Annotated in this window: 11 protein-coding genes and 3 pseudogenes; 9 read left to right on the top strand and 5 right to left on the bottom strand. The window is 70.2% G+C overall.

Annotation, left to right across the window (positions count from 1 at the left end; all coding sequences use genetic code 11):
- The first annotated feature begins 64 nt into the window (after window positions 1-64).
- From OG413_RS31110 to OG413_RS31120, 3 genes are read left to right on the top strand one after another with little or no spacing between them, the layout of a single operon-like run.
- Entirely contained in the window at window positions 65-1,096 is a 1,032-nt protein-coding gene (locus OG413_RS31110) for an ABC transporter substrate-binding protein (protein ID WP_266811435.1), read from the top strand.
- Window positions 1,093-2,127, top strand: coding sequence for an iron ABC transporter permease (locus OG413_RS31115; protein WP_266811437.1), 1,035 nt, complete (start codon window positions 1,093-1,095; stop codon window positions 2,125-2,127). The genes OG413_RS31110 and OG413_RS31115 overlap by 4 nt, the downstream gene beginning before the upstream one ends.
- Entirely contained in the window at window positions 2,124-3,185 is a 1,062-nt protein-coding gene (locus OG413_RS31120) for an iron chelate uptake ABC transporter family permease subunit (protein WP_266811439.1), read from the top strand. Before OG413_RS31115 ends, OG413_RS31120 begins: the two co-directional genes overlap by 4 nt.
- 78 nt (window positions 3,186-3,263) lie before the next feature.
- Here OG413_RS31120 and OG413_RS31125 read toward each other — a convergent pair.
- Window positions 3,264-3,392, bottom strand: a pseudogene (locus tag OG413_RS31125) (pirin family protein); the annotation flags it as partial.
- A 31-nt stretch (window positions 3,393-3,423) separates the two neighbouring features.
- Here OG413_RS31125 and OG413_RS31130 point away from each other — a divergent pair.
- Together OG413_RS31130 and OG413_RS31140 are read left to right on the top strand one after the other, a co-directional pair.
- Window positions 3,424-3,843 (top strand): hypothetical protein, encoded by a 420-nt coding sequence (locus OG413_RS31130; protein WP_266811441.1) that lies wholly within the window; start codon window positions 3,424-3,426, stop codon window positions 3,841-3,843.
- 545 nt (window positions 3,844-4,388) lie between these two features.
- The gene (locus tag OG413_RS31140; protein WP_266811443.1) at window positions 4,389-5,543 is read left to right on the top strand and encodes an oxygenase MpaB family protein; all 1,155 of its coding nucleotides are present in this window, start codon (window positions 4,389-4,391) and stop codon (window positions 5,541-5,543) included.
- A gap of 124 nt (window positions 5,544-5,667) precedes the next feature.
- Here the strand turns inward: OG413_RS31140 and OG413_RS31145 are convergent, their stop codons facing one another.
- Window positions 5,668-5,856, bottom strand: coding sequence for a carboxylesterase family protein (locus tag OG413_RS31145; protein WP_323137943.1), 189 nt, complete (start codon window positions 5,854-5,856; stop codon window positions 5,668-5,670).
- A 439-nt stretch (window positions 5,857-6,295) separates the two neighbouring features.
- On the opposite strand from OG413_RS31145, the pseudogene OG413_RS31150 reads away from it, so the two are divergent.
- Both OG413_RS31150 and OG413_RS31155 read left to right on the top strand, forming a co-directional pair.
- Window positions 6,296-6,753 (top strand): annotated as a pseudogene (locus OG413_RS31150) (transposase); the annotation flags it as partial.
- A gap of 202 nt (window positions 6,754-6,955) precedes the next feature.
- Window positions 6,956-7,171: a helix-turn-helix transcriptional regulator gene (locus tag OG413_RS31155; RefSeq protein ID WP_266811445.1), complete on the top strand. Its 216-nt coding sequence runs from the start codon at window positions 6,956-6,958 to the stop codon at window positions 7,169-7,171.
- A 162-nt stretch (window positions 7,172-7,333) separates the two neighbouring features.
- Here OG413_RS31155 and OG413_RS31160 read toward each other — a convergent pair whose 3' ends face one another.
- Window positions 7,334-7,642, bottom strand: a complete 309-nt coding sequence (locus tag OG413_RS31160; RefSeq protein ID WP_266813324.1) for a hypothetical protein — start codon at window positions 7,640-7,642, stop codon at window positions 7,334-7,336.
- Here OG413_RS31160 and OG413_RS31165 point away from each other — a divergent pair.
- Window positions 7,589-8,330 (top strand): annotated as a pseudogene (locus tag OG413_RS31165) (IS6 family transposase). The gene OG413_RS31160 and the pseudogene OG413_RS31165 overlap by 54 nt on opposite strands.
- A gap of 241 nt (window positions 8,331-8,571) precedes the next feature.
- Window positions 8,572-9,183 carry a TetR/AcrR family transcriptional regulator gene (locus tag OG413_RS31170; RefSeq protein WP_266811446.1) on the top strand — a complete coding sequence of 204 codons (612 nt, stop codon included), beginning with the start codon at window positions 8,572-8,574 and terminating at the stop codon, window positions 9,181-9,183.
- Here OG413_RS31170 and OG413_RS31175 read toward each other — a convergent pair.
- Window positions 9,147-10,286: a nitrilase-related carbon-nitrogen hydrolase gene (locus OG413_RS31175; RefSeq protein WP_266811447.1), complete on the bottom strand. Its 1,140-nt coding sequence runs from the start codon at window positions 10,284-10,286 to the stop codon at window positions 9,147-9,149. The two genes, OG413_RS31170 and OG413_RS31175, sit on opposite strands and share 37 nt — an antisense overlap.
- Window positions 10,283-11,644 (bottom strand): ArgE/DapE family deacylase, encoded by a 1,362-nt coding sequence (locus tag OG413_RS31180; RefSeq protein WP_266811449.1) that lies wholly within the window; start codon window positions 11,642-11,644, stop codon window positions 10,283-10,285. The genes OG413_RS31175 and OG413_RS31180 overlap by 4 nt, the downstream gene beginning before the upstream one ends.
- Window positions 11,645-11,646: the final 2 nt, after the last annotated feature.

Consider the following 11,646-nt stretch of genomic DNA (forward strand, 5'->3'; position numbering starts at 1 on the left):
CCGCCGCACCGGCGATCCGCACGCCCCTTTGACGCGAACACAACCCCCTGCGAAAGAGAGAACGATGCCCCGCCCCCTCCGCCCGTGGACACCGCTGTTCGGTGCGCTGCTCGCTGCCACCATCGCCCTGAGCGGCTGCACCGCCACCAAGAGCACCGAGAGTTCCGCCGCCCCGGACGCCGCGAGCGGGACGAGCAAGGGCTTCCCCGCCACCTTCACCAATGCCTGGGGCACGGCCACCGTCCCGGCCGCGCCCCGGCGCGTCGTCACCCTCGGCTACGCGGACACCGCCGTCGCGGGCGCCTTGGGCGCGCACATCGTCGGCGCGGTCAAGAGCTACGGCAGCCTCAGCGGGGAGACGAAGGACGAGAACCTCCCCTACGCCGAGCCGCTCGACGACTCCGTGACCTGGCTCGACCCGATGAACATCAACACCGAGCGGATAGCGGGACTCAGGCCGGATCTCATCCTGGCGAGCACCGCGTTCACCCTCGACGAGCCCACCTACAAGCGCCTGTCCACCGTGGCGCCCGTCGTCGCCTACGAGAAACGGCTCTACGGGGCGGACGCCACCGAGGAGGCCCTGCGGATCGGGCGGGCCCTCGGCGACGAACAGGGCGCGCGGAAGGTCCTGGACACCGCCGACCGAGCAGTGGAGAAGCTCAAGGACGACCTGCCGGGCCTGGCCGGAAAGACGTACCTGTACGGCCAGGCCCGTGACGGGTTCGCGGTGATGATCACCGAGGAGACCAACGCCACCGCCCGGTTCATGAACCGGCTCGGCCTGACCCCGCTGCCCGCCGTCGCGAACCTGGACGGGAAGGGCTCCGTACCGGGCGCCGTCGACGTCAGCTACGAACGGGCCGCCCTGTACGACCGCGCCGACGTCCTCTTCATGACGTACCAGAGCGGCGCGCTCAAGGAGAAGTTCGAGTCCGACCCCGTCGTGTCCCGGCTCCGGATCGTCAAGTCCGACCGGTACCTGCCGCTCGGAATCGAGGCGGCGACCGCGCTCCAGTCCCCGAACGCCGCCGCCGTGCCGTGGCTCATCGGTGAACTCCGTGCCACCCTCGCCACCGCCGCCTCCGCTCGATGACCGCTTCCACCTCGCCCGTCGGGCGGCGCACGACCCGGCCCCGCTTCCGCGTCCTCGCGTTCGCCGGGGCCGGGTGCGGCGTCCTGCTGCTCGTCGCCGCCGCCAGTGTCGCGCTCGGCTCGCGGACCGTCGGAATCCATCAGATCGTCCAGGGGCTCGCCCACACCGGACCGGCGGACGTCGTCACCCTGGTCCGGGAGGTCCGAGTGCCGCGTACGGCGGCGGGGCTCGTCGCCGGAGCCGCGCTCGGCGCTGCGGGCATCCTGATCCAGGCCGTGACCCGCAACCCGCTCGGCGACCCCGGACTGCTCGGCGTCAGCAGCGGTTCCGGCTTCGCCGTCACCCTCACCGTCGCCCTCACCGGGTCCACCGGCGTCACCGCCACCGTCTGGTCCGCCTTCGCGGGGGCCGCCGCCGTAACCGTACTGATCGTCGTCGTCGCCGCGGCGACCAACAACCGCCACCCCGGACAACTGGTCCTCGTCGGGGTCGCGCTCGGCGCCGTCCTCTCGGGAATCCAGGCAGCCCTGACCCTGCTCAACCCCCGCACCCTCGACACCATGCGCGCCTGGAGCGCCGGCACCCTGACCGGGATCCCGCCCGGCACCACCGCGTTCCTCACGTTCTTCGTCGCCGTCGGGCTGATCGCCGCCCTGACCGTCGCCAGGGGCCTGGACATGGCGGCGATGGGCGAGGACCTGGCGCGGGGCCTCGGCACCCGCACCCACCTCACCCGGGCCGTCGCCATCGCCGCGATCACCCTGCTCGCGGGCTCGGCGACCGCACTGGCCGGACCCCTGTCGTTCCTCGGGCTGATGGTCCCCCACCTGCTGCGTCCACTCATCGGTCCCAACACCCGGCGCCTGCTGCTGGGTTCGCTGATCGCCGGACCCGTACTGCTGCTGACCGCCGACGTGGCCGCTCGGCTCGTCACCCGGCCCGGCGAACTCCCTGTCGGAGTCGTCACCGCCTTCCTCGGAGCGCCGCTGCTCCTCCTGCTGCTCCACTCCCGGAAAGGACGGATCCGGTGACCGGCCCCACCACCACCGCGCCCACGACCACCGTCCCCGGCGCCCGTCGCTCCCGGAACAGGCGCCGGCACCGGGCGACCGCCACCACACTGACACTGACGCTCTTGGGGGCAGCCGTACTCATCGCCTCCCTGGCGGCCGGCGACATCACCGTCCCCGTACCCGATGTCCTCCACGCCCTCGCCGGGCGGGGGGACCCGCTGACCAGCACGGTGATCCTCACCTGGCGACTGCCGCGCGCCCTCCTCGCGCTGGCCCTCGGGGCAACCCTGGGGCTGTCCGGGGCGATCTTCCAGACCCTGACCCGCAACCCGCTCGGCAGCCCCGACGTGATCGGGTTCAACACCGGCGCCTCGACCGGTGCCCTGACCGTGCTCCTCACGGGCACCGCCGGTTACGCCCGGACCGCACTCGCCGCTCTCATCGGCGGGCTCGCCACGGCGGCCCTGGTGTACGCGCTCGGCGGCAGGCGCTCCACGGCCAGCACCCGGTTCGTCGTCACCGGCATCGCCGTGAGCGCGATCCTCACCTCGGTCAACACCTGGCTGATGTACGGCGCCGACACGGCCGTGGCCGCCCGTGCGGCCCAGTGGAACGCGGGCAGTCTCGACGCGCTCGGCTGGGAACAGGCCGTCCCGGCCCTGGTGGCCCTCGCGCCGCTCGCCCTGGTCACCCCGTTCCTCGTCCGTACCCTGCGGGTCCTCGAACTCGGCGACGACGTGGCCACCGCGCTCGGTGCGCGGGTCGTGCGGGGGCGGCTGCTCCTCGCGACGGTGGGTGTAGCACTCACGGCCGTCGCCACCTCGGTCGCCGGCCCACTCACGTTCGTGGCCCTCGCAGCACCGCAGATCGCCCGGCTTCTGTACCGCCGCGCCCCGGGCATCAGTCTGCTGGGCGCCGCCCTGGCCGGTGCCCTCCTGCTCGCCGGGGCCGACTGGGTCGCCGCGCACGCCGTCGCCCCGGTCCAGCTCCCGACCGGAGTCGTCACCGTCAGCGCCGGGGGCGCGTATCTGCTCTGGCTGCTCCTCGCCCCGCGGCGCGGAGGCCGGAAGGGGTGAGCCACGGTCCCGTCCCGCTGCCATCGACGGAACAAGCCGCGGATCAGCGCACCCTGTCCTGGCCTTCAGTCGGGTCGTCGGGAGTTCCGGGGCCGGAATCGGAGGGCCGTCATAGCCCTTCACCTCGCCGAAGCGGGTCCCGTTCATCCAGTCCTCACAAGCCCGGGCGATGTCCTCCTGGGACCGTCCGGTCCAGTTTCAGAACAAAGCGCGGCACAGGAACGTCTCCGCAGGTCAAGTGGGACCCGGCGGACGGCAGACCGAGGAATCGGGCTACCACAAGGTGGTGGACGGCTTCATCCGGACGATGGAGCGCAACGGCGTCGGCCTGGCAACACAGTCCAATGCGTACGACGAGCTGAAGTCGATACACCGCAAGGTCGGCGAGTACCGCGACGTCCCGCTTCCCTTGCGGACCAGAACCACCATCGAGTGGTACGCCGACAAGCACGGCACGACGGACGGCTACCTACTGCGTCACCCGCAGGCCCCCGACCGCCCCTTTCAGCCGTACCTCCTGCAGAACCAGTGGCAACGGCTCAAGAGACGAGGCGGACTTGACGTTCCCGAGGGCACGGTCATCTACAGCCTCCGTCACTTCTTCGCCTCGAACTGCCTCAGGCACAACATCCCCAGTTCCCGCAGGGACCTGCCCTGATCTTCACCCGGTCCGAACTGGCCGCGTTCCTGGACGGCGCCAAGAAGGGTGAGTTCGACGCCATCGTGGCCGACATGAGCTAAGGGCTGTCCCCTAGCACGGATACGCGAACAGCTCCAACCGGACGGACACGGCGACGAGGCCGTAGCCTCACGGCACCGGAACCCGGGCTGTACGGACCCAACCTCCCGGCCGATCTACCGCCTTTGGCCCTGGAGTACCCAGCCCGCTGGTTCACCTTTCGGGAGCAGAGCAGCCAACCCTTGCGCACTCCCTGATTCACGCGGAGGCGCACGCCCCCTTACTCCTATTGGGTGACCCTTTCAGTGCGCGGATTGCGGCAAGATCGAAGTAAGTGATCTTGCCGCACAAGCCTTTCCCGCTCACGCCCGTCCGGCGGATTGCGCGGTGGGCTCAGTCCGCAGGAGCGGGAATTCAGGGCCCTCTTGCGCAGCGCGCAGGGCGTCCCCCGCAGCGGGAGCGCGTCCGTGCGCAGGTCACACCTATTGCATGATCATTTAGCTGAATACATGAGGAGTATGGGAATGGCGTTGACATCGGCAACGGTTGCGGCTGAGTTGGAGGCCGCGAGCAAGGTCGGGGATCCCGCGGCTGACGCGCTTGTGTCCGATCTGCTCGAAAAGAGGGAGGTTGACGGGGTCAACGCCCTGTTCCGGACGATCGGAACGCTCAAGCCCGACACGGATATGTCACGGCTTCCCTATCGGCTGGCGCAGTTCCTGCGGGAGGCAGCTGCCCCGCCGCCGGACTGGAGCGAGGCAGACGTCAAGGCCGCCGAGGGCTTCTTCGGCCACCACCACGGCACCGTGTCGATGCTGCAAGGCACCGTCGGGCTCATCGGCACCTACCTCTCCCCCACCGGAGCGTTCACCCTGCGCTCCACCGGCCGCCTGGGAGGTGTCGAGGGACCGGGCCGACGACTGTCGCAGTCCTCCCGGCTGTTCCTCGACATGGGCAACAAGAACGCCATGCGCGACGGGACCCTGGCCGCCAGCGTGACGAAGGTGCGCCTCGTGCACGCCTCGGTCAGGCAACTGCACAAGCAGAGCGGCCAGTGGGACTACGACAAGTGGGGCGAGCCGGTCTCCCAGAAATACACCACCGGCGCCGCCTGCATCTTCAGCACCCAGATCCTGCAGGGCATGAGGAACCTCGGCGTCGATGTCTCCGCCGACGACGCCCGCGGCTTCATGTGCGCCTGGCACTACGTCAACCACTACCTCGGCACGCCGGAGAAATGGCAGCTGCCCAAGGACGCCGACGAGACCGAGCGGCTGTGGAACCAGGAGCGGGACAAGGAATGGAAGAAGACCGACGACGGTGTCTTCATGACCGCCCAGGCCCTCAAGTTCTACCGCGACCTTCTGAAGCCCGGGGTCAGTGACGCGTACATCGCGCTGACCCGCGTTGCACTCACCGACAAGTACGCGGACATGGCCGGTGTGCCCAAGAGCCCCCTTGATCTCGTGGGCAAGCCGCTTGCCGCGGGCCACGGCCTCGTCAGCGGAACGGCCGGCGGCCTCTTCGGCGGAGCCACCCAGCGGGCCGTCGGCGTCAACCCCTACAAGGACCTGCTGGGAGTCGCCTCGAAGGCGTTCAACGACATCGAGAAGTACGCGCTCACCCACGACCAGGACGACCAACCGCAGATGCACCAGGAACTCAACGACAACCGCTGACACCCACCCTGACCCACCGGTACAACTGAACCGCCAGGCGCACGAGAGCACCGTGCGCTTGGCCGCCGCGGTTCCTCGCACAGGCCAAGGGCGGAGGCAACTGAACCCTCAGCCCCAATTCAGTTCAGCATGCTGAACTTGACAGAAAAACACCCGGCCACGGGGCCGCGGGCTGCGGCGGCGCCCAGCGCAGCTTGACGACCGGCGGCTTCGCGTAGGGCACACCCAGGAAGTAGCGGGCGGTCGCGGTCGCCTCACCCCGCAGCAGCCCGGTGTCCACCCGAACCGTGACCGGCGCGTCCGTCGGCGACACCGCCGCGGCCGCTGTCTCCAGGGAGCTTGGGAACAGCCCGCGTCGCCGCCCTGTGGCTTCTCGGAGATCGAGTACTGACCATGGGCCGCAAATTCCACTGTCCGCTCCTCATGCTCGACACGGAGCCCACGGCCACCGGCCTTGGACCCGGTGCACACCCGCTCTTGTCGTGAGCGTGACGCTCCTGACGTGACCGTGAGGCTGAACCCAACCTCTTGCCCCAAAAGTGCGTGCAAGGCAGGCAGGCCGCCGACACTGAGCAACTCGCTGAGGCTGCGGCCACGCTGCTGCAAGGCCGACGAAGCCACCCCATACCCCGCGCACGTGACCGTGCCGTGCAACCGCTTCGCCACGAGCGTGCGGACCTCCGACATCTTCCGGGCCGGCCGTCCAGCGAGCCCGGCCCCACGAACAGAGGACGGCCGGAAAGCTGTCGGCCATGGAGTGGACGCTGCCCGAGCCGATGCTCGCCGAGCCGGTCAACAACCCGACGTTGCCCCGCGGCGCCGCCGCAGAACCGAAACGGGACGGCTGCCGAGCCCTCATCGCCCGGGACGATGCCCGTTGGGAGTTGATCGAGCCGGTTCTTGAGGCCTGGCGCTTCGAGCTCCGCGGGAGAGCCCTGGACTTCGACCGGCCGCCCGACCACGACCTGCGCGACATAATCGACGCGATCTTGTACGTGGACCGCAGCGGGGTCGAGTTGCGCTACCTCACGCACGGCTTCCCGCACTGGAACACGGTCTACGGCTACTTCGCCAAATGGGCCGACGAGGGCGCGTGTTCCCCCAGCTCAACGGCCTGCTCAGGCGGCTTCTGCGCGAGAAGGAGGGGCGGGACAGCGAGCCTTCCGCGTGCGTGATCGACGCCCGGAGCGTCAAAACATCCACCACCGTCATCCGGGGAGTATGGGTCGACGTCGGCTACCGCCAGGTCGGCCTTCAGGCTGGGTGCTGGCAAGGTCCGCGACGGGCAGGACCCGGGGCCCGGGGTGTGCTGCACGCGCCGGGCTGCGAAGAGGCGCCCCAGGGCGCGCCGCTGCTCGATGTGGAGCATGCGCTGAACGTCGCGGGGAGCTCTGGGACGCGGCTGAGCGGGTATGGCCCTGCCCCGGACCGAGATGGCCGTGGCCCGGCTGGTCTCAGAGGCAATGGCCAACAAGGAGATAGCGGATCTCCTTGTTGTTTCGGTCCACACCGTGGGGACGCATGTCCTCAGCAACTTCACCAAGCTCAACGTGACCAGTCGTGTGGCACTGGCCCGAGAGGTCATCCTCTACGACTGTGCCCAGCGGTCCGCGAGCCGTCTCCCGTAACTCCTCAGCCCCGGAACGCCTCGTTCCTGTCGCCTTCACGAGAACGAGGCGTCCCACGTTGGCCGCGGTGTCCGAGACCTTGATCGTCAGAGGTCGCTTTCTTCGACGTGCCCACCGGGCCGAACCGCCACGATCAGGACCAACAGCTCACCGGCTGTGGACTCACGGCGTCACGGCCTTCTCGGGGACGGTGTCGCCTTCAGCCGTGTGCCGCGAGGAAGGATAGCGGCGTACGGACAGCGCCATCACCGCGATAGTGATCACGCCGGCGATGGAAGCGACCGCCAGGACACCGGTACCGCCGAAGGCGTTGACCGTGCCGCCGCCGATGGCACCCGCCAGTGCGATGCCCGCGTAGAGCCCGCTGGCGGGTGCTGTCGCGTTGACTGAGCGGGTGGGATGATCTTCGGGTTGATCATGGTGGAGGGGGAGTCGTCCGGGGGGTGCGCGTCGCCGTCGTGCAGGGGTCACCGGTACCCGGTCGAGGTGATCTCCCACTGCGTGTGGCTGTACTTCCGGTTCCCGCTCGGTTTCCGTGAGGTCGAGGAGCTGATGCTCGAGCGCGGCGTGATCGTCTCCTACGAGACCATCCGCCGCTGGTGCCTGAAGTCCGGGCAGCACTAGGCCAATTCGCTGCGCCGCCGCCGGCCCCGGCCTGGTGACAAGTGGCACCTGGACGAGGTCTTCGTCAAGATCAACGGCGAGCAGAAGTACCTCTGGCGGGCTGCCGACCAGGACGGCACGGTGCTGGACATCCTCGTACAGAACCGGCGGGACAAGACCGCGGCCAGGCGATTCTTCCGTCGTCCGGTGAAGACGACCCGTACCGTGCCGCGGGTGGTCGTCACGGACAGGCTCCGCTCCTACGGCGCCGCTCACCGCGAGGTCATGCCCCCGGTCGAGCACCGCTCGCACAAAGGGGCTGAACAACCGGGCGGAGAACAGCCACCAGCCCACCCGCCAGCGCGAACGTGCGATGAAAGGCTTCCGCTCCGCCGGCGGGGCGCAGCGGAACCCGTCCGCGTTCAGCGGCATCTCACCCCACTTCCGGCCCCGCCGCCACCTGACGACCGCCGCCCACTACCGCACCGAGATGACCACCCGCTTCGCCATCTGGTACCAGATCACCGGCGCTGCAAACCGGCCCACCACGGCCTGACCCCAGACTCGAAACGCAAGCCCACCACACCCCGACGCCCCATCAGACACTCACACGCCCAACAACGTGACAGCGCCCTCACCGGGCCTCCGCCGCCGCATGCCTCGTGCGGACCGGGCGCGGGCCGGGCGAGGCCCGGAGGTCGGGGGCGGCGGTGCGCGAGCAGGGGTGGCGGTGAGCGGCGTCTCGTGGTCTCCCACCCGTCGCGGCCCCCGCCGGGCGCCCCGCGTACAGTGAGGCCATGCCCAACCCCGTCCGTGAGCCGCGCCTGGCCCGCGGCGCCGCCCGTCGCGAAGCCCTGCTCGACGCCACCGTACGCCTGCTCGCCCGCGAGGGCGCCCGCGCCGTGACGCACCGGGCGGTCGCCGAGGAGGCGGGCACCACCCACGGGTCGGCCCGGTACTACTTCGGCACCCGCGACCGGCTCCTCGACGAGGCCCTGCGCCGACTGGCCGCGCGTCAGATCGTCGAGGTGCAGAACCGCCTGTCCCCCACGCCCGACGCCACACCGCACGCCCACGCCGCCCGCCTGGCGCACTACCTGGCCGGCGCCGTCGACGACGACCGGGACGCGTGCATCGCCCGCTACGAACTGTTCCTGGAGGTCGCCCGGCGCCCGCACCTGCGCCCCGCCCTCGACGCGTGGGGCGACGCGCAGCGCCGGGCGTTCGCGGTCGAACTGGCCGCCGCGGGGGCCGACGACCCCGAAGGCGACGCCGCGCACCTGCTGACCCTGCTCAACGGGCTCATCCTGGAGCAACTGGCCGCTCCCGAGCCTGACTTCGAGCGCACCCGGCTGCGCCCGGCGATCGAGCGCTACCTGGTCGGACCGGGATCCGGCGGCGCGATGTAGCGGGCGCCGGGAAACGTGTGCGCCGGTGGCGTGTACGCGCCCCGCTCCACCAGCCGCCGGATGTTTGCGCGGTAGATCTTGTCCGCCTCGGCGTGCCGGACCGGTTCGTCCGTCAGCCACAGGTTGGCCGGATGGATCGGCTCGTCGTACATCCGCCGGAAGACCTCGGTGCGCAGGTCCTTGAGCCAGTTGCTGTTGAGATTCATCGTCCGGAACTGCCGCAACGCCTCGATGTCGACGATCCCGGACACGAAGGAGTTGTACCCGGAGACGGTGTGCCCGAGCACCGCCCCGTGGAAGTCGACGACGTGCGCGTTGCCGCCCGCGATGTCGTACGGGTGGCGGGAGTCGGGCGTCGGATAGACCGGTCCGGCGTTCGGACAGACCAGGTACAGACTGTTGAAGTGGGCGTGCGCCCGGTTCTGCAGTAGCCAGGTGCCTCCGGGGTCGGGACCGGCCTGGGTCATTGGCACCGCCTCGCTGGGGCGGTACACCACCTCGGCGCCCTGGAGGGCCAACGCCCGCACCGCCTCCGGGTATTCGCCGTCACTACAGCAGATCGTGCCGAGGTTGCCGATGTCGTCGGTGCGCAGCACCGGGTAGAACGCGTCGATGCCGTCGCCGAAGAGTTCCACCCACCGGTCGTACACGTCGTGCGGTGTGCAGGAGCGTTCGCGGCACCATACGTGGTTCTTCGCCGCGCGGTGCACGATCTCGCCCGCCGGGGAGATGACGAACAGAGTGTTGAAGAACCGGTCGGGCAGGATCTCCGGCCAGCGCGCCTTGCACTGCGCGACGATGTAGGTGTCGTAGTGCCGGGCCAGCGCGGCCAGTCGCTCGGTCTCCGGACCGGGGATGTTGACGAACAGGTCGCGGGCCGCGGTGACGTGCGGGATGTCGAGGATCTCGTCCGCGAATCCGGTCAACGCGCCCTCGGCCAGAGCGATCAGCTTGACCGGCATGTTGATGCCGACGACGGACACCGCGGCGTGCACGGCCTCCTCGACGATGTCGAGGTTGTGCGCGATCTGGGCGCGCGAGGTGATGCTGCGGACCACCGTCGACAGGCCGACGGTCAGGTACGGTGCGACCGGCTCGCTCATGATCCGCACCAGTCCATCGCGGCCAACGCGTACGCGCGTGCGGCGCAGACGATCTCGTCCACCGCACAGCGCTCGTCGTACGCGTGCGCCATCGCGAGTTCGCCCGGCCCGAGGCCGACCGCGGGGACCCCGGCGGCGCACAGCCACGTGGAGTCGGCCGCGGAGGGAAACGCCGCCACCGGCGGGCGGCCCGCCAATGGTGTGTCGACGGCGGCGAGTTCACGGGCGTCGGTGACCACGGCGCAGAGCGGATGGGTCGCGTCGACCCGCGAACCCGGATACCGCAACGGCCATTCCACCACCGGCGGATGCGCGCGCAGCCAGGGATCGGTGGCGGCGACGTGCGCGATGTGGCCCTCGATCTCCTTGCGCACGACCGCCTGGTCCTCCCCCGGCGGGTGGAACACCGCGTACACCATGCTCATCGAGTCGGGGATGAACGCCCCACTGCGCGAGTGGCGCGCGCCGCCGTCCACGACGCCGGGCGCGAGGGTGAAGTGTCCCGGTTCGAAGAGCGGATCGAACTTGGTCACCGCCCAGTCGCTCTCCAGCCGGCGCAGCGCCTGGTAGATCACGAATCCGCGGTCGATCGCGCTGGCCGCGACCGCCTCGGTCGTGCTGGGTCGGCACAACATCCGCCCGCGCATCGACGAGTGGGAGCTCTTGCCGGCCACCTCGATCCGCATCACCAGCAGGCCGGGGGTCGCGGCCATGACGGACAACGGCCAAGCCCCGCCGGTCGGTTCGGAGACGATGGCCCCGTCTGCGGTGTAGCCGCGGTCGAGCACCGCGGAGGTGCCGAGGTGGTTCTCCAGGTTCTCCTCGCCTACGACTGCCTGGAGGATCAGGTCACCGCGCAGGCGCACCCCGGCCTCATGCAGCGCGCGGGCCGCGAACGCCTGCGCGACCAGGCCGCTCTTCATGTCGACGGTGCCGCGACCGCGGATCCAGCCGTCCTCGACGACACCGTCGAACGGGTCGCCCGAGCGCCAGCCGGACGCGTCCCCGGGCGGGACCACATCGACGTGTCCGTTGAAGATCAGCGAACGCCCGCCCCCGGTACCGCGGATCACACCCACCGCGTTGTCGCGGCCGGGTTCAACGGCGAAGACGTCGGTCTCGGCGCCTGCTTCGGCGTAGACCTCGGCCAGCAGGCGCGAGACCTCCCCCTCGGCGCCGACCAGGTCGGCGTAGATCTCACCGGGGTAGGTCGGGGTGATGCTGGGGATCTGGACCGCGGCGGTGAGGGTGTCCAGCATCTCGCCGCGCAGCAGGTCGAGCCGGGTGAGCACCCGTTGGCGCGTGCTCGTTGCCGGGGACCCGGGCACGCCCCTGTCGTGGTTCAGGCTCTCGTCCATGG

This window comes from Streptomyces sp. NBC_01433 (assembly GCF_026340105.1).
Taxonomy (GTDB): domain Bacteria; phylum Actinomycetota; class Actinomycetes; order Streptomycetales; family Streptomycetaceae; genus Streptomyces.

Bases quoted from the DNA above. Each gene is read 5' to 3' on its own strand.
- OG413_RS31110 (WP_266811435.1), top strand. From the start codon at position 65: ATGCCCCGCCCCCTCCGCCCGTGGACACCGCTGTTCGGTGCGCTGCTC.
- OG413_RS31115 (WP_266811437.1), top strand. From the start codon at position 1,093: ATGACCGCTTCCACCTCGCCCGTCGGGCGGCGCACGACCCGGCCCCGC.
- OG413_RS31140 (WP_266811443.1), top strand. From the start codon at position 4,389: ATGGCGTTGACATCGGCAACGGTTGCGGCTGAGTTGGAGGCCGCGAGC.
- OG413_RS31155 (WP_266811445.1), top strand. From the start codon at position 6,956: ATGGCCCTGCCCCGGACCGAGATGGCCGTGGCCCGGCTGGTCTCAGAG.
- OG413_RS31170 (WP_266811446.1), top strand. From the start codon at position 8,572: ATGCCCAACCCCGTCCGTGAGCCGCGCCTGGCCCGCGGCGCCGCCCGT.
- OG413_RS31175 (WP_266811447.1), bottom strand. From the start codon at position 10,286: ATGAGCGAGCCGGTCGCACCGTACCTGACCGTCGGCCTGTCGACGGTG.
- OG413_RS31180 (WP_266811449.1), bottom strand. From the start codon at position 11,644: ATGGACGAGAGCCTGAACCACGACAGGGGCGTGCCCGGGTCCCCGGCA.